This window comes from Thermus antranikianii DSM 12462, assembly GCF_000423905.1.
GTDB lineage: Bacteria > Deinococcota > Deinococci > Deinococcales > Thermaceae > Thermus > Thermus antranikianii.
This window is the reverse complement of record NZ_AUIW01000001.1, coordinates 191759-207990: the sequence shown is the minus strand read 5'-3', so window position 1 is coordinate 207990 and position 16232 is coordinate 191759. Positions and strand designations below refer to the sequence as shown.

Sequence of the window (16232 nt, the reverse complement as noted above, 5' to 3'; positions counted from 1 at the left end):
CCGATGGAGCTTGGCCAGTATCCCGACCAGCGGGTGGGCGTCTTTGTGGACACCCAGAACCTCTACCATTCTGCCCGGGATTACTACGAGCGCAACGTGAACTTTGAGAGTCTCCTGCGCTTCGCCGTGGGGGGCAGACGGTTGGTGCGGGCTACGGCCTACGTGGTGGAAAAGGAAGGGGATACCTCCGCCTGGCCTTTCATCTACAAGCTTTCCACCATCGGCTACCGGGTACGGCGCATGTACCTCACGGTGAAGGAGCTGGGTGAGGGTGGCAAGCCCATCTACGAGGGGAACTGGGACATGGGTATCGCCGCGGACATGGTGAGGCTTATGCCTTACCTGGACGTGGTGGTCCTGGGAAGCGGGGATGGGGACTTTGTGGAGATCCTCGAGGTCCTCATGGAACGGGGCATCCGGGTGGAGGTGATCGCCTTTCGGGAGACCACCGCCCAGAAGCTCATCGATGCTGTGGACCGCTTCGTGCACCTTCCCGATATCCCGAATGCCTTCATGGAGCCTAGGAACACCGAGCGATGAGCCTCGAGGCCTACGACTACTTTCTGCCCGAAGAACTCATCGCCCAGGAGGGGGTAGAGCCCCGGGATAGGGCCCGGATGCTGGTGGTCCATCGGGAAGGGCCCTTTCGTGCCGAGCACCGCCAGGTCAGGGACCTTCCCGAATACCTTCGCCCGGGAGATGTGTTGGTTTTTAACGAGAGCAAGGTGATCCCCGCCCGCCTCTTGGCCCAAAGGCCCACGGGGGGAAGGGTGGAGGTGCTCTTGGTGCGGGAGCGGGCTCCGGGGCTTTGGGAAGCCCTGGTGGGGCCCGGCCGCAAGGCCAAGCTCGGCACCAGGCTCCGCTTTCTGTCTCCCCGGGACCTCCGCGTGGTTCCGGACCTCGAGGCGGAGGTGGTGGGGGTGGAGGAGGATGGGGTGCGGCTCCTTCGCTTCCAGGGGGACCTGATGGCCCACCTGGAGGAAGTAGGGGAGGTACCCCTGCCCCCTTATATCAAGGCCAAAATCCCTCCGGAACGCTACCAGACCGTGTACGCCAGGCGTCCGGGCTCCGTGGCCGCCCCCACTGCCGGGCTCCACTTTACCCTGGAGCTTTTGGCCCGCCTGAGGGGCATGGGGGTGGAGCTCTGCTTCCTAACCCTGCACGTGGGCCCCGGCACCTTCCGCCCGGTGAAGGGGGATCCCGAGAAGCACGAGATGCACCCTGAGCCCTACGAAATCCCTGAGGAAACCGCAGAAGCCATCAACCGGGCCAAGAAGGAGGGCCGGAGGGTGGTGGCGGTGGGCACCACCGTGGTCCGAGCCCTGGAAAGCGCCTTCCAGAAAGGGATTGGGGTGGTGCCGGGGATAGGGGAGACCCGGCTTTTCATCCGTCCGCCCTACGCCTTCCAGGTCATAGACGCTCTTTTCACCAACTTCCACCTGCCTCGTTCTACCCTGCTCATGCTGGTGGCCGCCTTTTTGGGCTACGAAAAGACCATGGAAGCGTACCGGCTTGCGGTGGCGGAGCGCTACCGGTTTTACTCTTTGGGGGACGCTATGCTTATCCTCTGAGCAACGCCTTCAGCCAGTCCCTGGCCTCCTGTGGGCCGAGGAGAAGGGGCTTGCGGCTTGGGTGGAACCAGGCGAGGAGTTCTTGGGCTTCCCTTGGGCTTGGCCCTTGCCCCTGGGCCTCGAGGAGGATCTTGTGGTCCCCATCCGCCAGCCACATTATGCCCACCACTTCCCCCTCCACCTGGGTTCCTGGGGGAAGGGGAGGACCCAGGAAAACCGCATCCACCTCTTCCCCGTCGGCGGGGTTGATGAGGCCAGGGATGAGACCATAGTTCACCGGCGCCGGTTGGTCCACGGCCACCAGGGCGAGGTTCCCATCCTTCCAGGCATAGCGGAAGGAGCTTCCTTTGCTCCACTCCACCACCATGCGGAGCCGATTCATCCCAACTCCAGCAGAAGTCGGGCCACCGAGAGGTAGATGAGGAGGCCCGAGATATCGGAAAGGGTGGCCACCAGGGGGTTGGAAACCAGGGCAGGATCCACGCCAAGCCGCCTCAACACCACGGGGAGCATGGCCCCCACCAGGTTGGCGAAGAGCACCAGGAGGAAAAGGGCCAAGGCTACCACCGGGGCCAAGGCGGCATGCCCGTCCAGGAAAACCTTGCCCACGAGGAGGGCAGCCAAGGTGAGGCCGAGCAGGCTTCCCACCAGGGCTTCCTTGGTCAGGACCCGGCGCCAGTCCCTGAGGTCCAGGTCCCGGGTGGCCAGGGCCCGGATGATGAGGGTGGCGGACTGGTTGCCGGTATTGCCCCCCGTGCCCAGGAGTACGGGGACATAGAAGGCCAAGGCGGTGGCGGCCTCCAGGAGGTTTTCAAACCCCTGGAGGATGGAACTGGTCACCATGCCCGTGAGGATGAGGATCACCAGCCAGCGCACCCGGGCCATCCAGAGGGCGATGGGGGAGGCTTGGCTGTACACCAAGTCCGGCACGTCCACCGCCGCCATGCGGTGGATGTCCTCGGTGGCCTCCTCTTCTAAAACGTCCAGCACGTCGTCCACCGTGACGATGCCCACCAGCACCCCGTCCTCGTCCACCACGGGCAAGACGGTGAAGTCGTAGTCGGCCATGAGGCGGGCTACCTCTTCCTGGTCGGTGTCCGTGCGGGCGAAGACCACCTTGGGGTTCATGATCTCCGCCACCTTGGTCTTCGGGTCGGCCACGATGAGGTCTCTTAAGGACAGGACCCCCTTGAGGCGGCCCGCCTCGTCCACCACGTAAATGTAGTAAATGGTTTCCGCATCGGGGGCGGCCCGGCGCAGGAAGCGGATGACCTCCTCCACGGTCATGCCCTCCCGCACCGCCACGTACTCGGGGGTCATGAGGCCGCCCGCCTCGTCCTCCTCGTACTGGGTGAGCTCCTCCACCTCGGCCCGGGTCTCGGGGTCCAGGGCCTCCTTAAGGCGGCGGGCCAGGTCGGGGTCTTCCTCCTCCACCGCCTGGAGGGCGTCGGCTAGGTCGTCCAGGGAGAGCTCCTCCAAGAGCTCCCGCACCCGCCAGGGGGGAAGGGTCTTCAAGTACTCCGCCTGCTCCTCCGCAGGGAGGTTGGCGAAGACCTCCGCGGCCCGGTCCTTGGGAAGGAGGGTGAGGACCACGTAGCGGTGCTCCCCCTCGAGGTCATCCCACACGGCCAAGAGGTCCTGGGGATGGGTTTCCTCCAGGAGCTTGCGAAGCTTGAGGGTGTCGCCTTCTTGCAGGGCTTGGCGCAGAGGGGAAAGGGTCATCTCCACAGGCGGCCTCCTTTCTCCTGAAGGCCGCCTGCTGGGCGGCCTTCAGGGCCTAGGACTCGAGGGCAAAGCCCCTAGCATACCTTCCTTAGCCTAGGGTTCCCGGTCGGGGCCGTCAACCGTGCCCACTAGAAATGTGGGAAAAATTGAGGTTGACACGCTCAAGGGGTCTGGCCTATTCTAAAGCCCGGCCTGGCGGCCGGGAGGCTCATGTTTGCGAAGCTGGCGGGAAGACTGCAGGAGGCCATAGACCGCTTAAGGGGACGGGGCCGTATCACCGAGGAGGACCTGAAGGCCACCCTGAGGGAGATCCGTCGGGCCCTGATGGACGCTGACGTGAACCTGGAGGTGGCGAGGGCCTTTGTGGAAAGCGTCCGGGAGAAGGCCCTGGGCCAGAAGGTCCTGGAAAGTCTTACCCCGGCCGAAGTGGTGCTGGCCACGGTCTACGAGGCCCTGAAGGAGGCCTTGGGCGGGGAACCCCGCTTCCCCATCCTGAAGAACCAGAACCTGTGGTTCCTGGTGGGCCTCCAGGGCTCCGGCAAAACCACCACCGCGGCCAAGCTGGCTCTTTTCTACAAGGGGAAGGGAAGGAGGCCCCTGCTGGTGGCGGCCGACACCCAGCGCCCGGCAGCCCGGGAGCAGCTTCGCATCCTGGGGGAAAAGATCGGGGTCCCGGTCCTGGAGGTGCAGGATGGGGAGAGCCCCGAGTCCATCCGCCGCCGGGTGGAGGAGAGGGCCAGGCAGGAGGTTCGTGACCTCATCCTGGTGGATACCGCCGGGCGCCTGCAGATCGACGAGCCTTTGATGGCGGAGCTTGCCCGCCTCAAGGAGGCCATGAAGCCTGACGAGGTGCTCCTGGTCCTGGATGCCATGACGGGCCAGGAGGCCCTTTCGGTGGCCAAGGCCTTCGACGAGCGGGTGGGGGTCACGGGGCTCATCCTCACCAAGCTGGATGGGGATGCCCGGGGTGGGGCGGCCCTCTCTGCCCGGCACGTGACGGGGAAGCCCATCTACTTCGCCGGGGTTTCCGAGCGCCCCGAGGGCCTGGAACTCTTCTACCCCGACCGGCTGGCGAGCCGCATCCTGGGCATGGGGGATGTGGCCACCCTGGCGGAGAAGGTTCGGGCTGCGGGCCTCGAGGCCGAAACCCCCAAGTCCGCCAAGGAGCTCACCCTGGAGGACTTCCTCAAGCAGATGCAGAACTTGAAGCGCCTGGGCTCCTTCTCGGAGATCCTCGCCATGCTTCCCGGGGTGGGTAAGGCCTTGCCCGCTGGGGTCCAGGTGGACGATAAGGCCATCAAGCGCCTGGAGGCCATCGTTCTTTCCATGACCCCCGAGGAGCGAAAGGACCCCCGCATCCTAAACGCCTCCCGGCGCAAGCGCATCGCCAGGGGAAGCGGCACCAGCGTGCAGGAGATCAACCGCCTCATCAAGGCCTTCGAGGAAACCAAGGCCCTAATGAAGTCCCTGGAGAAAAACAAGGGCCGGGGACTCATGGGAATGTTCAGGAGGTAGGAAAATGGTAAAGATCCGGCTTTCTCGTTTCGGCTCCAAGCACAATCCTCACTACCGCATCGTGGTTACCGATAGCCGCAGAAAGCGCGACGGCGCCTACATCGAAAAGATCGGGTACTACGATCCCCGCAAGACCACTCCCGAGTGGCTGAAGGTGGACGTGGAGCGGGCCAGGTACTGGCTTTCCGTGGGGGCCCAGCCCACGGACACCGCCCGGAGGCTTCTCAGGCAGGCGGGGGTTTTCCGGAAAGAAGGCTAAGGGTTAGGGCTTCCTGTGGGTGCCGGTGGGTGTACCCACGCGGCGCCTTTGCCTTAACATGGGGCCATGAAGGACTTGGTGGAATATTTGGCCAAGAGCGTGGTGGACCAGCCGGAGCGGGTCCGGGTGCAGGAAAAACGGACCCGGGAAGGCCCCCTTTACGTGGTGGAGGTGGCCCCGGAGGACAAGGGCCGGCTCATCGGCAAACAAGGCCGGGTCATTGAGTCCATCCGCACCCTCGTGCGAGCCTACGCCAAGCGCAAGGTGGGGGTGGAGGTGCGCTAGGCCCGTGGGGCTTTGGCATAATGGATTAGGGATGCGCCTGGTGGAAATCGGTCGGTTCGGTGCCCCCTATGCCCTGCGCGGGGGTCTGAAGTTCCGGGGTGAGCCGGTGGTGGCTCACCTGGAGCGGGTCTACGTGGAAGGGCATGGCTGGCGGGCGGTGGAGGATCTCTACCAGGTGGGGGATGACTTGGTGGTTCACCTGGCTGGGGTTTCCAGCCGGGAGCTCGCCGAGCCCTTGGTGGGCCTCCGGGTGTATGCCGAGGTGGAGGAACTTCCCCCCCTCGAGGAGGGCCGGTACTACTACTTTGCCCTTATTGGCCTACCTGTTTACGTGGAGGGCCTTAAGGTGGGGGAGGTGGTGGACATCCTGGACGCGGGAGCCCAGGATGTCCTGGTGATCAAGGGTGTGGGGGAAAGGCTTCGGGACCAGACGGAGCGCCTGGTACCCCTGCAGGCGCCCTACGTGCGGGTGGAGGAGGAGGGCATCCACGTGGAGCCTATCCCCGGCCTCTTTGACTGAATGCGCTACAGTATCCTCACCCTTTTCCCTGGCCTCATACGCCCCTGGCTTTCGGAATCCCTTCTGAAGAAGGCCCAGGAGCGGGGTCTCATCCAGGTGGAGGTGGTGGACCTCAGGGCCTATGGGTTGGGGCGGCACCGCACCGTGGACGATACTCCCTATGGCGGCGGGGCGGGGATGGTGATCCGTCCGGATGTGGCGGTGGCCGCCTTGGAGGCCGTTCTGCCTGCGGATGAGGTGATCCTCCTTTCCCCGGCGGGGGAACCCTTTACCCAACGGGTGGCGGAGGAGCTCGCCCAAAGGGATCACCTGGTCCTTCTTTCCGGGCGGTACGAGGGGTTTGACGCCCGGGTGGAGGCCTTTGTAACCCGTTCCCTTTCCGTCGGGGACTACGTGCTCATGGGGGGGGAAGTGGCGGCCTTGGCGGTGCTGGAGGCCACCGCCCGGCTTATCCCCGGGGTGATCGGGGATCCGGAAAGCCACCGGAGGGATTCCTTTGTCCGCGGACTCCTGGACCACCCCCACTACACCCGCCCCCCGGAGTTCCGCGGGCTTCGGGTGCCGGAGGTTCTCCTTTCGGGAAACCACCCGGAGGTGGACCGGTGGCGCAGACAGGAAGCGTTGAGGAAGACCCTTGCCGTGAGGCCGGAGCTGGTGCGGGAGGCAAGGCTTGGGCCCCTCGAGGTGGCCTGGCTTGCGGAAATGGACCGCGAGGGCTAGACTTAGGTCTGTTGCCCATGAACCCCTAGGGGTTCCTCTGGGAAGGGAGGAGAACATGAACCGAGGAGCGCTGCTTAAAGTAGTGGAGGCTAAGTACACCCGCACCGATCTCCCCGAGTTTCGGCCTGGCGACACCGTGCGGGTGGCTTACCGGGTAAAGGAAGGCAACCGCACCCGGGTGCAGAACTTTGAGGGCATCGTCATCAAGATCAAGCGGAACGGGTACAACACCAGCTTCACCGTGCGCAAGGTGAGCTACGGCGTCGGGGTGGAGCGCATCTTCCCTTTGAACTCCCCCCTCATTGAGAAGATCGAGATCGTCCAGCGGGGCCGGGCCCGGCGGGCCAAGCTCTACTTCATCCGTGAGCTCTCCGAAAAGGAGATCCGCCGCAAGCTCCGCGTCGACCGCAAGCGCGTCGGTCAGGATCAGGAGAGGGCCCGGGCGGCCGAGGAAGAAGCGGCGGCTGCCCAGGATTCTGGTCAGGCGGCCATCGAAGGGGAAGCTTCCGCTGAGTAAACGGGGGACTAGGGGAAGGGCGGGCAAACCTGCCCTTCCTTATTTCTTCGCCAAGAATCCCAGGGATCTGGCTTTTTCCAGGGCTTCCACCCGGTTTCGGGCCAGAAGCTTGCCGTAGAGGCTTTCCAGATGGTCCTTCACCGTGTCCGGGGAAAGGCCAAGCACCTTGGCCATTTCCTTCACGGAAAGCCCCTGGGCCAGGAGGCGGAGGACTTCCTCCTCCCTCATGGTGAGGTTGGGCAGGTCGGGGGGCTTCAGTTTTTCCTCCCCCTGGGCCACGCGGAGAAGGCGCCTTTTGAGCTCGGGAGCGGAGAGCTCCTTGGAAAAGTAGGCGTCGGCCCCGGCCAAAAACGCTTCCCGCACTAAGGCGGGCTCCTGGTAGGTGGTGAGGAGGGCGATGAGACCGGGATACCCTGCCTTCCGGAGCAGGCGGGTGCACTCTAATCCATCCATTCCAGGCATCCTTAGATCCAGGAGGACCGCTTCCGGGTTCAGGGCCAGGGTTTTTTCCAAGGCCTCCTTTCCATCCTGGGCCTCGGCCACCACCGCGAGCCCTTCCCCCTCGAGGCCTGCCCGCAGGCCCAGCCGGAAGAGGGGGTGGTCGTCGGCAATCAGCACACGGAGGCTAGGTTCTGGGTTATCCATACCTTCCCTGCCTTTAGCATAGACCCACAGGGTAAAAGGAAACCAAAGCTTATACTCAGGCTATGCCGTTGACCCTGAACGATCTCGCCGCCCTTCCCGGCCGGGCGTCGGAGGCTGTGCTCCGCGAGGAGGTGGAGGAAAGCGGACTGGCTCCCGAGGCCATTCTGGATAAGCTTCGGGAGCGCCTTGGCATCATGCGGGATTCCATCCGGAGGGGTCTCGCCTCGGATGCCCCCAGCGTGGCGGGAATGGTGGGGAAGAATGCCAAGACCTTGTGGGAAGCCCCGGATCCCTTGCGGGATCCGCTTTTAAAGCGGGTCCAGGCCTACGCCATGGCGGTCAATGAGGAAAATGCCCGCATGGGCCGGATCGTAGCCGCGCCCACTGCGGGCAGCGCCGGAACGCTTCCCGGGGCCTTACTGGGAGTGGCGGATCACCTGGGCATTCCCGATGAGGAACTCCTCATGCCCATGGTCCTGGCCGCCGGGGTGGCCAAGATCATCAACCGCCAGATCTACATCGCCGGGGCCAGCGGAGGGTGCCAGGCGGAAATCGGTTCCTCGGCCGCCATGGCGGCGGCCGCCGTTACCGAGCTTCTCGGGGGGAGTTCAGAGGCCTCTGCCCATGCGGCGGCCTTGGCCCTGCAGAACACCCTGGGTTTGGTTTGCGATCCCGTGGGGGGGTTTGTGGAGGTCCCCTGCGTGATGCGCAATGGTTTTTACGCGGTGCATGCGGTGAGTGCCGCTTCCATGGCCCTGGCGGGGATAAGGAGCGTGATCCCTCCCGACGAGGTGATCCTGGCCATGGCGGGCATCGGCCGCCTCCTGCCCTTGGAGCTCAAGGAAACAGGCCTGGGGGGGTTGGCGGACACCCCTACGGGGCGTTGGCTTGCCGCCCAGGCCCTGGGGGAGGCTTCCGAGGATTGAACTATTCCTCCCCTTTGGCTACCGGAACCCCCACCAGGTTGCCCCACTCCGTCCAGGAGCCGTCGTAGTTCTTCACGTGGGGGTAGCCGAGGAGGTACTTGAGGACAAACCAGGAGTGGCTGGAGCGCTCGGCGATGCGGCAGTAGACCACCACGTCCTTGTCCGGGGTAATGCCCAGGGGCTCGTAGAGGGCCCTTAGCTCCTCCGCGGACTTGAAGGTGCCGTCCGGGTTCACCGCCTTGGCCCAGGGCACGTTTTTGGCCCCCGGGATGTGGCCAGCCCGCAGGGCGCCCTCCTGAGGGTAGTTGGGCATGTGGGTAAGCTCCCCCCGGTACTCCTCGGGGCTTCGCACGTCCACCAGGGCGCCCTTGCCCTCTTTAACCTTGAGGATGTGCTTGAGGACCTCGTCCCGATAGGCGCGGATGGACTCGTCCCGGTAGGGTACCCGGTAGCTGCCCTTGGGGTAGGTGGGCACCTCGGTGGTCAGGGGACGGCCTTCCTCCACCCACTTCTGCCGCCCCCCGTTCATGAGGCGCACGTCCTGGTGGCCGTTATATTTGAAGAACCAGAAGGCGTAGGCGGCCCACCAGTTGTTCTTGTCCCCGTAAAGGACCACGGTGGTATCGTTGGAGATCCCAAGCCTTTCCATGAGGTTGGCAAACCCCTCCTCGTCCACAAAGTCCCGCACCACCGGATCCCAGAAATCCCGTTGCCAGTCCACCTTTTGTGCCCCGGGAATATGGCCGGTTTCGTAAAGCAGGATGTCCTCGTCCACCTCGAGGATCCTCACCTTAGGATCCTCGAGGTGCTCCTGGACCCAGTCCGTGCTCACCAGAACCTCGGGATGCGCGTAGCCCATACCTCACCTCCCGCTCACAAGATACCCTTGAGCGAAGAACAGTAAAGGGGGTCTGTGCACATTCCCGTCCCGGTCCTTGCCAGGAGGGACTGGGTTTGGTATAAAGGGAACCGCGGGGAGTAGCCGCCCCCTTTGGGGGCCAGCCGGTCGTCAGTACGGGAGAAATCCCCGGTCGGCTGGGGCGCCTAAGGGCGCATGGCGAGACCACCTGTATGGGTGGCCTCGGTTTTTGCTACTCTTCGGGAGGAGGTGGACGGGAATGGACATACTGGCGCTCTTGCTCATGGGGTTGGTCTTCGTGGCCAGCCTGGTGATTCAAGGCGGTCTACAGGCCACCTTTGCCCGATTCAGCCGGGTGGCCAACAGCCGGGGGCTTACAGGGGCCCAGGTGGCCCGGGCTATCCTGGATGCCCATGGCCTCACCCACGTCCGGGTGGAACCGGTGCCCGGAGCTCTCACGGACCACTACGATCCTCACGCTAAGGTGGTGCGGCTTTCCGAGCCCAACTACGCCTCGCCCAGCCTGGCGGCCCTGGCGGTGGCCGCCCACGAGGTGGGGCATGCGGTCCAGGATGCCCATGGTTACACCTGGCTTCGGGTGCGGGCCAGCCTCTGGCCGGCGGCCAGCCTGGGCACCAACCTGGGCCCGATCCTGGTGGTGGGCGGGTTGATGCTAGGGGCCATCGGTTTGGCCAAGCTCGGGCTTTACCTATACCTGGCGGTGGCCCTATTCCAGCTGGTGACCCTGCCGGTGGAGTTCGACGCCTCCAGGCGGGCCCTGGAGTTCCTGCGGCGCATGGGCTTCCTCTCCCAGCAGGAAGTAGCCCCTGCCCGGCAGGTGCTCACCTGGGCAGCCCTCACCTACGTGGCCGCCTTGGCCAGCTCCTTGGCCACCATCCTTTACTACGCCAGCCTCCTCATGGGGCGGAGGGAGGAGTAGATGCCCCTTCTCCTTTGCCCAAGCTGCCAGGTGGGCATGAAGGAGGTGGAAAGGCGGGGGGTCCTCATCGACGTCTGCCCTCAGTGCGGGGGGGTCTGGCTGGATAGGGGGGAGTTGGAAAAACTCCTGGCGGAAGCCAAGGAGGTGGAGCGGGCCTACGAGGAGGAGCGGGAGGCGTACTACCGCAAGGAGGGGAAACCCTACCGCAAGAAAAAGGGCTTCCTGGAGATCTTTGACCTCTTTGATTAGGCCTGAAGGCGAATCCCCCGGGGACCCTACCCCGGGGGATTGAGGTCTCCCCTTTCTTCCGGCAGGGGTCGGTGTCCTTGCGCTAGCGATTATCCCCCGAGCCCCCCAGTTTCCCCCGTTCCAGGCGGGAGCGGAGTTTGGCCAGGTTGCCTTGGGCCACCTCCTCTAGGCTCACCCCCAGGTCGGTGGCCAGCTGGGCCACATACCAAAGCACATCCCCGAGCTCAGCCACCAGATCCTCCCGGGTAGCCTGGTTGAGGTTTCCTCCATGGTCTCTAAGGATCTTTTTGACCTTGTTAGCCAGTTCCCCGGCTTCGCCCGCCAGGCCCAGGGTGGGGTAAAGAAGCCGGTAGGCTTCGGGGTAAAGGGCGGTTTTCTTGGCCTCCTGCTGGTACTCATTTAGGGTCATAGGCAGCCTCCTTGCGGATAGAGAACACCCGGCTCACGCCCCCTTGGGCGGTGACCCCATAGAGGGCGTGGCAAGCTTCCATGGTGCGCTTCTGATGGGTGACCAGGATGAACTGCTTTCCGGAGTTGAGGAAGCGGGTGAAGCGGACGAGGTTGGCCTCGTCAAGGGCGGCGTCTACCTCATCCAGTACGGCCAAGGGTAGGCCACCCTGGAGTTCGCCCAGGGAAAAGAGGAAGGCGAGGGCCCCCAGGGTCTTTTCCCCCAGGGAGAGGAGGCGGAGGTCTTGGGTGCGCTTTCCTGCCGGGATCACCACCAGCTTCAGCCCCTGGCCTTCCCGCTTCACCTCGGCCCGGGCTCCAAGGAGGGCTAGGGCGTATTTCTGAAAAGCGCTTTGGAAAACCTGGTAGCTTTCCTTCAGCCTCTCCCCGTAGGCTTTTTCCACAGCCTTGGCCTCGGCTTCGAGGCGAAGGAGGGCTTCCGTGGCCTCCTTAACTTCTTTTTCCTGAGCCTCAAGGCGAGCCTCCAACTCCATTAGCTCTCTTTCCGCCAGGGCGTTTACGGGTCCCAAAGCCGCCCGCTCCCGTTCCACCTGGGCTAGCCTGGCCTGGAGGGCCCTGGGCGTGCCAGGCAGACGGTCTAGGGGGGGGAGGGAGGCCCTCTCCCGGCCAAGTTCCTCCAGGAGGGCTTCCCTACGGGCCAGGAGCAGGCGGAGGTTTTCCCGCTCGCTCAAGAGGGCGTTAGCCCGGGTAAGGGCCCGGGTTTGCTGGTCCTCAAGGTTTGTCCTTTCCGCCCGCACGGCCTTAAGGCGTTCCTCTAGCTCCTGGGCCTTGGCCTGAAGGGGTTGGGTGGCGGCGAGTTTGGCCTTCAGTTCCTCCATCCTCGACTGGATGCGGCGCACTTCCTCCTGGGACGCTGCCCAAGCCTCCCGGGCCTGGGAGAGCAGGCGCCAGCGCTCGTGGGCCTCTGCTTGGGCCAGGATTCCTTCCAGCTCCTCTCTTTCCTTTTCCAAGGCCAGAAGCCGGGCCTCCTCCCAGGTTTCCTGAGGCGGTGTGGGGGGTTTGGGAGGCGGGGGTAGGGGGGAGCGGAGCCGGCCCTGCAGGGTCTCCACCTGGGCCCGGGCTTCCTCCAGGCGTCGGTGGGGAGGGAAGGAGGCCAGGGCTTCCTCCAGGGCTTTGATCTCCCTGGCGAGCTGCTCCTGCTCGGTTTCCAGGTCCTCCAGGCGCCGCCTTAAGAGGAGGGTTTCCCCACCTCCCTTTTGGCGCCCACCGGATAGGGCTCCCAGGCGTTCTAGCACCTCGCCTTCCAGGGTGACCACTCTTTCCCGACCCCCAGCCCTCCGGTAAGCCAGGGCTGCGTCCAAGTCGGCGAAGACCAGGGTATCCCCCAGGAGGGCAAGGAGGATTTCCTTCTCCGGTAGGCCGGGGTGCCGGAGCCGGGCCAGGCGGAAGGCGGGTCCCAGGAGGCCGGGCACGGGAGGGGGAGAGGGGGGAGGTGGCGGGGATAGAAGGGTTAGGGGCAGGAAGGTGGCCCGGCCCCCTTCTCGTTTCAGGAGGGCGATGGCGGCCTTGGCGGCTTCCTCGTCCTGGGTGAGGACCCATTGGAGCCGGGGGCCCAGGGCCGCCTCCAAGGCCAGCTCCAGCCCCGCTTCGGGTCGCACCAGGTCCGCCACCACCCCCAGCACCCCAGGAAGCTTCCGTACCTTTCGGGGTCCCTCGTGCAGGTCGCTGCCGGCCTCCAGAAGCCGCCTGAGCCGCTCGGCCTCCCTGAGGGCTCCCTGGGCCTGGGCGCGCAGTTCGGCGAGGTGGGTTTCCAACCGCTTCCTTTCGGCCATTCTCGCCTCGAGGTCCCGAAGTTCCTCAAGCTTCCGAGCAAGCTCCTCCTCCAAGCGGGTGCGTTCCGCCAAGGCTTCCTGGTAAGCCTTCAGGCGTTCCTCGTAGCGGGCGGTTTCCGTTAGGTACCGGCGGAAGGTTTCCTCGTGGCGCTTTTTGGCGGCCAGCAGGCGGGCTTCTTCCGCTTTCAAATGCCTCAGCTGGGTGCGGAGCTCCTCGAGGGGCCGGGGGGGAGGGGGTACCGGGGGGCCAGGGTCTTCAGGAGGGGGACGGTCCAGGGCCCTTTGCAGCCGGGCGAGCTCCCTAAGCTCCCGCTCGAAGCCTTCCCGCTCCTTTAGGCGCAGGCGCACCGCTTCCAGCTCTTGGCGCAGGGATTCCTCTTCGCGGGCCAGGGCCAGGCGCCTTTGCTCCAGGGCTTGACGCTCCTTCTCTAGGGTTTCCTCCTCCCTGGCCAGGGCCTTAAGCCGCTCCTCGGCCCTCGCCATCTCGGCTTGGGCTTCCTCCATGCGGGCTTCCAGGAGGCTTACCTTGAGGGCCAGGGCCTCGAGGTCCAAGGCCTGGGCGCGTCTGGCCCGCTTTGCTTCCCCTCTAAGCCGTTCTGCCTGGGCCTTAAGCTCCCGGAGTTCCCGCTCGCGCTCTTCCAGAAGGCGGCTTGCCTCTTGCAGCTCCTTCTCAGCTGCCCGGGCTGCTTCCGCCACCGGTTTCAGCCCGGCGGCCTCCTCGAGGTGGGCCAGCAGAACTTCCTCCGGGGCTTCCAGTAGGGCGGCCACCTCCCCCTGGCCCACGATGGCGTACCCCCCTCGGCCCAGGCCCGTGCCCGCGAGGTGGAGGGCCAGGGCCTTGGCGCTTAACGGGCGGCCGTTCACCCGAAAAAGGGAGCGGTCCCCTTCGATGCGCCGTTCCACGGTGAGCCTTTCCCTTCCCCGGGAAAGCTCCAGGCGGACCTCCGCCATGGCCTGGGGTGGGTGGCCCTCGCCGCCGTGGAAGAGAAAGGTGCCAAGTTCCTGCCCGCGTAGCTCATGGGCGCGGGCCCCGGTCACGAAGCGCAAGGCTTCCACCAGGTTGCTCTTGCCGGAGCCATTGGGCCCGATGATCCCGGTGATGGGATCCGGGAAGTCCAGGGCGGTGCGCTCTGCAAAGGACTTGAACCCCTGGAGAACGAGGCGGTCGATGCGCCAAGTGTCCTTCATGGTAGGCGGAAAGGCTGGCTTAGATCCAGATGGGCTAGGCCCGGCTTGGGTTCTCCCTCCACCAGGAAGCGCACCTCCTGGGCCTGGGGGAAGGTGGAAAGGAGGGTATAGGCCAGGCTGTAGAGGCGCAGGGCTTCCTGGCTGGCATCCAAACCCAGGGCAAAGTCGGCGGGAAGATCCACCACGAAAAGCTTGCCCAGCCGATAAAGGGCCCGGGGCTTGGGGGCTTGAAGGGCCTCGGCCCAGGTGGCAAGGACCTTGTTTTCCGGGGTATCCCCCGGGGCCAGCTCGAGGGTGCGGGTTTCCTTCAGGAGGCCCTGGGGCGGGTTGGGTAGGTAGAGGATCATGGGCAGGCTGCTTACGGCCGAGGTTTCCTCCGAGGGCAAGGGCAGGGCGGATGGAGCCTGCCCTCCCTGGCCTTGCCAGTAGACCAAGGCCCCCAAGGTGAAGAGGGCGAGGCCGAGGAGGTTCCAGAGGGTCAAGAGTCGGCGCATGGCTACTCCAGATAGGTGCGGATGGCCTGGGCGATGGCCTCCGCCACCTGGTCGCGGGCCTCAGGGGTTTTTAACCGTTCCACCCCTACCTCGAGGACCACCCCCGCCCCGGGGATGTCGGTGAGGGCGTAAGGACCCTCCGCCCGGGCCAGCACGATGCCCAGGGCGGAAAAAGCTTTTTCCAGGGCCTCGGCCAGGCGCCGTGGGTCGCCGGCGTAGACCTTTAGCAAGGCGGCTTGCTCTGCCGGGGCCGAGGCCAGGAGGGCCTCGGCGTTTTGGGCTAAGGGGGTGGAGCGGGCCTTGGGCAGGTAGAGGTTCACCGCACTGCCCTGGGTGGCATGCAGGGAAACCACCACCGAGGCTGCCTGAGCCAAGCTCAAGCGGGCCTCGAGGGGCACGGTTTCATCCCCTTGCCGGGAGAGCCGGGCGTTGGGCAGGCGGGCGGCCACCCGCCTGGCTAGGTCCAGGGTGAGGTCCTTCTCCAAAAGCCCCCCTGCCGAGATGCCCGGGTCCTTCCCCCCGTGGCCGGGGTCCAGGAGGACCGTGGGCCTGGGTCTAGCTGGGGGGCCCCACTCCAGGACCACCTGGCCTCCTCCGGGGTAGTAGAGCCTACTGGGCGGGGTTTCCAGGGTGAGGCGAAGTCCCCGGGCTTCCTGGCTCAGGCCTGCTCCTTCTCCCTGGGCCAGGAGGAAGAGGACGCTATTGCCCTCCACCAGGGCGTTCACCTCCCGGGAGAAGCGAAGGAGGATCTGGCCCGGCCTTCGCTCCACCCCCACAAGCCTGGCCCAAGGCAGTTGGAGGAGGATGCCCTCCTGGGCCCGGTATTCCAGGCCCAAGGCCTCGCTTAACGGCCGCAAGGGGACGAAGACCTCCTGCCCCCGTTTCCAGGCGGTCCCCCGGGCAGCGGCCTGGGCCTCGTTTTCCACCAAGGGGAAAACCTTGTAGCGGCTTCCCAGGCCCAAGCCCACCTGGCCTTTCCCTTGCCAAAGGGCGAGCCCCAGGCTCCGGGCTATCAGGCGCACCTCCCCATAGGACACGCCCCGCCCCCCTGGGTAAAGGGCCTGGCCCACTTCTCCTCCCACCAAGAGGGGTCTTGGGGCTTGGGCCAAGGTGGTAAGGAAAACCAGGCCTAGCGCAAAAAACCTCATAGCTCCTCCAGGGCGCGGCGCACGGCACGCTTCTTGTCGTCTTCCTTTCTTTGATAGGCCTTTTTGCCCCGGGCCAGGCCCAAGAGAACCTTGGCGTAGCCTCTCTCGTTGAAGTAGATCTTAAGGGGCACCAGGGTAAGGCCCCTCTGTTCCACCCTGCCCCTTAGCCGGTTGAGCTCGTGGCGGTGAAGGAGGAGCTTACGCTTTCTCCTGGGGTCCACGTTGGTATAGGATCCCTTTTCATAGGGAGCGATGTAAAGGTTTTCCAGGTAAAGCTCGCCGTTTTCAAACCTGGCAAAGCTTCCCGTAAAGTCTACCTTACCGGCGCGCAGGGACTTGACCTCGGTTCCCTTTAGGGCGATCCCCGCCTCGTAGGTTTCCAGGATCTCGTAGTCGTGCCGTGCCCGGCGGTTCTCCAGCACGAAGGCCAT

Annotated in this window: 20 protein-coding genes; 11 read left to right on the top strand and 9 right to left on the bottom strand. The window is 65.1% G+C overall.

Features of this window, described 5'->3' with window-relative positions; all coding sequences use genetic code 11:
• The first annotated feature begins 3 nt into the window (after positions 1–3).
• Complete coding sequence (locus tag G584_RS0101015; RefSeq protein WP_019550143.1) at positions 4–540, top strand: LabA-like NYN domain-containing protein; 537 nt, start codon at positions 4–6, stop codon at positions 538–540.
• Entirely contained in the window at positions 537–1571 is a 1035-nt protein-coding gene (gene queA, locus G584_RS0101010; protein WP_019550144.1) for a tRNA preQ1(34) S-adenosylmethionine ribosyltransferase-isomerase QueA, read from the top strand. The genes G584_RS0101015 and queA overlap by 4 nt, the downstream gene beginning before the upstream one ends.
• On the opposite strand, the gene G584_RS0101005 is transcribed toward queA, so the two are convergent.
• Both G584_RS0101005 and mgtE read right to left on the bottom strand, forming a co-directional pair.
• Positions 1561–1953 (bottom strand): inorganic diphosphatase, encoded by a 393-nt coding sequence (locus G584_RS0101005; RefSeq protein WP_019550145.1) that lies wholly within the window; start codon positions 1951–1953, stop codon positions 1561–1563. The two genes, queA and G584_RS0101005, sit on opposite strands and share 11 nt — an antisense overlap.
• Positions 1950–3293: a magnesium transporter gene (gene mgtE / locus G584_RS0101000; RefSeq protein ID WP_418954025.1), complete on the bottom strand. Its 1344-nt coding sequence runs from the start codon at positions 3291–3293 to the stop codon at positions 1950–1952. The genes G584_RS0101005 and mgtE overlap by 4 nt, the downstream gene beginning before the upstream one ends.
• Before the next feature lie 213 nt (positions 3294–3506).
• Here mgtE and ffh point away from each other — a divergent pair, with 213 nt between their 5' ends.
• The 6 genes from ffh to rplS all read left to right on the top strand — a co-directional run bounded on the left by ffh (position 3507) and on the right by rplS (position 7112).
• A complete protein-coding gene (ffh, locus tag G584_RS0100995) occupies positions 3507–4811 on the top strand; it encodes a signal recognition particle protein (protein WP_028492939.1) in 1305 nt (434 codons plus the stop codon).
• A 4-nt stretch (positions 4812–4815) separates the two neighbouring features.
• On the top strand, positions 4816–5070 hold the full coding sequence (rpsP, locus tag G584_RS0100990; protein ID WP_028492938.1) for a 30S ribosomal protein S16: 255 nt from the start codon (positions 4816–4818) through the stop codon (positions 5068–5070).
• A gap of 66 nt (positions 5071–5136) precedes the next feature.
• Positions 5137–5355 carry a KH domain-containing protein gene (locus tag G584_RS0100985; protein WP_028492937.1) on the top strand — a complete coding sequence of 73 codons (219 nt, stop codon included), beginning with the start codon at positions 5137–5139 and terminating at the stop codon, positions 5353–5355.
• Positions 5356–5386: 31 nt separating this feature from the next.
• Entirely contained in the window at positions 5387–5875 is a 489-nt protein-coding gene (rimM, locus tag G584_RS0100980; protein WP_028492936.1) for a ribosome maturation factor RimM, read from the top strand.
• Positions 5876–6595, top strand: coding sequence for a tRNA (guanosine(37)-N1)-methyltransferase TrmD (gene trmD / locus G584_RS0100975; protein WP_028492935.1), 720 nt, complete (start codon positions 5876–5878; stop codon positions 6593–6595).
• 55 nt (positions 6596–6650) lie between these two features.
• Entirely contained in the window at positions 6651–7112 is a 462-nt protein-coding gene (gene rplS, locus G584_RS0100970) for a 50S ribosomal protein L19 (protein WP_028492934.1), read from the top strand.
• A 39-nt stretch (positions 7113–7151) separates the two neighbouring features.
• Here rplS and G584_RS0100965 read toward each other — a convergent pair whose 3' ends face one another.
• Positions 7152–7757 (bottom strand): response regulator, encoded by a 606-nt coding sequence (locus tag G584_RS0100965; protein WP_028492933.1) that lies wholly within the window; start codon positions 7755–7757, stop codon positions 7152–7154.
• A gap of 62 nt (positions 7758–7819) precedes the next feature.
• Between G584_RS0100965 and sdaAA the strand changes: the two genes are divergently transcribed.
• A complete protein-coding gene (sdaAA, locus tag G584_RS0100960; protein WP_028492932.1) occupies positions 7820–8683 on the top strand; it encodes an L-serine ammonia-lyase, iron-sulfur-dependent, subunit alpha in 864 nt (287 codons plus the stop codon).
• A gap of 1 nt (position 8684) precedes the next feature.
• Here the strand turns inward: sdaAA and G584_RS0100955 are convergent, their stop codons facing one another.
• Entirely contained in the window at positions 8685–9542 is an 858-nt protein-coding gene (locus G584_RS0100955) for a sulfurtransferase (protein ID WP_028492931.1), read from the bottom strand.
• A 259-nt stretch (positions 9543–9801) separates the two neighbouring features.
• Here G584_RS0100955 and G584_RS0100950 point away from each other — a divergent pair, with 259 nt between their 5' ends.
• Positions 9802–10482, top strand: a complete 681-nt coding sequence (locus tag G584_RS0100950) for a zinc metallopeptidase (protein ID WP_028492930.1) — start codon at positions 9802–9804, stop codon at positions 10480–10482.
• Entirely contained in the window at positions 10483–10731 is a 249-nt protein-coding gene (locus tag G584_RS0100945) for a TFIIB-type zinc ribbon-containing protein (protein ID WP_028492929.1), read from the top strand.
• Between the two features lie 82 nt (positions 10732–10813).
• Here the strand turns inward: G584_RS0100945 and G584_RS0100940 are convergent, their stop codons facing one another.
• Genes G584_RS0100940 through smpB form a run of 5 tightly spaced genes read right to left on the bottom strand, consistent with a single transcriptional unit; the run spans position 10814 to position 16232 of the window.
• Positions 10814–11140: a nucleoside triphosphate pyrophosphohydrolase family protein gene (locus G584_RS0100940; RefSeq protein ID WP_028492928.1), complete on the bottom strand. Its 327-nt coding sequence runs from the start codon at positions 11138–11140 to the stop codon at positions 10814–10816.
• Positions 11127–14159, bottom strand: coding sequence for an AAA family ATPase (locus tag G584_RS0100935; RefSeq protein ID WP_028492927.1), 3033 nt, complete (start codon positions 14157–14159; stop codon positions 11127–11129). Before G584_RS0100935 ends, G584_RS0100940 begins: the two co-directional genes overlap by 14 nt.
• Positions 14156–14653: a GerMN domain-containing protein gene (locus G584_RS0100930; protein WP_028492926.1), complete on the bottom strand. Its 498-nt coding sequence runs from the start codon at positions 14651–14653 to the stop codon at positions 14156–14158. Before G584_RS0100930 ends, G584_RS0100935 begins: the two co-directional genes overlap by 4 nt.
• A gap of 2 nt (positions 14654–14655) precedes the next feature.
• A complete protein-coding gene (locus G584_RS0100925; RefSeq protein WP_028492925.1) occupies positions 14656–15801 on the bottom strand; it encodes an N-acetylmuramoyl-L-alanine amidase family protein in 1146 nt (381 codons plus the stop codon).
• Positions 15798–16232, bottom strand: a complete 435-nt coding sequence (gene smpB, locus G584_RS0100920; protein ID WP_028492924.1) for an SsrA-binding protein SmpB — start codon at positions 16230–16232, stop codon at positions 15798–15800. Before smpB ends, G584_RS0100925 begins: the two co-directional genes overlap by 4 nt.

Bases quoted from the DNA above. Each gene is read 5' to 3' on its own strand.
- trmD (WP_028492935.1), top strand. From the start codon at position 5,876: ATGCGCTACAGTATCCTCACCCTTTTCCCTGGCCTCATACGCCCCTGG.
- ffh (WP_028492939.1), top strand. From the start codon at position 3,507: ATGTTTGCGAAGCTGGCGGGAAGACTGCAGGAGGCCATAGACCGCTTA.
- rimM (WP_028492936.1), top strand. From the start codon at position 5,387: ATGCGCCTGGTGGAAATCGGTCGGTTCGGTGCCCCCTATGCCCTGCGC.
- queA (WP_019550144.1), top strand. From the start codon at position 537: ATGAGCCTCGAGGCCTACGACTACTTTCTGCCCGAAGAACTCATCGCC.
- G584_RS0100955 (WP_028492931.1), bottom strand. From the start codon at position 9,542: ATGGGCTACGCGCATCCCGAGGTTCTGGTGAGCACGGACTGGGTCCAG.
- G584_RS0100935 (WP_028492927.1), bottom strand. From the start codon at position 14,159: ATGAAGGACACTTGGCGCATCGACCGCCTCGTTCTCCAGGGGTTCAAG.
- mgtE (WP_418954025.1), bottom strand. From the start codon at position 3,293: ATGACCCTTTCCCCTCTGCGCCAAGCCCTGCAAGAAGGCGACACCCTC.
- G584_RS0101005 (WP_019550145.1), bottom strand. From the start codon at position 1,953: ATGAATCGGCTCCGCATGGTGGTGGAGTGGAGCAAAGGAAGCTCCTTC.
- G584_RS0100945 (WP_028492929.1), top strand. From the start codon at position 10,483: ATGCCCCTTCTCCTTTGCCCAAGCTGCCAGGTGGGCATGAAGGAGGTG.
- smpB (WP_028492924.1), bottom strand. From the start codon at position 16,232: ATGGCCTTCGTGCTGGAGAACCGCCGGGCACGGCACGACTACGAGATC.
- G584_RS0100930 (WP_028492926.1), bottom strand. From the start codon at position 14,653: ATGCGCCGACTCTTGACCCTCTGGAACCTCCTCGGCCTCGCCCTCTTC.
- G584_RS0100985 (WP_028492937.1), top strand. From the start codon at position 5,137: ATGAAGGACTTGGTGGAATATTTGGCCAAGAGCGTGGTGGACCAGCCG.
- rplS (WP_028492934.1), top strand. From the start codon at position 6,651: ATGAACCGAGGAGCGCTGCTTAAAGTAGTGGAGGCTAAGTACACCCGC.
- G584_RS0100965 (WP_028492933.1), bottom strand. From the start codon at position 7,757: ATGGATAACCCAGAACCTAGCCTCCGTGTGCTGATTGCCGACGACCAC.
- rpsP (WP_028492938.1), top strand. From the start codon at position 4,816: ATGGTAAAGATCCGGCTTTCTCGTTTCGGCTCCAAGCACAATCCTCAC.
- G584_RS0100950 (WP_028492930.1), top strand. From the start codon at position 9,802: ATGGACATACTGGCGCTCTTGCTCATGGGGTTGGTCTTCGTGGCCAGC.
- G584_RS0100940 (WP_028492928.1), bottom strand. From the start codon at position 11,140: ATGACCCTAAATGAGTACCAGCAGGAGGCCAAGAAAACCGCCCTTTAC.
- G584_RS0101015 (WP_019550143.1), top strand. From the start codon at position 4: ATGGAGCTTGGCCAGTATCCCGACCAGCGGGTGGGCGTCTTTGTGGAC.
- sdaAA (WP_028492932.1), top strand. From the start codon at position 7,820: ATGCCGTTGACCCTGAACGATCTCGCCGCCCTTCCCGGCCGGGCGTCG.
- G584_RS0100925 (WP_028492925.1), bottom strand. From the start codon at position 15,801: ATGAGGTTTTTTGCGCTAGGCCTGGTTTTCCTTACCACCTTGGCCCAA.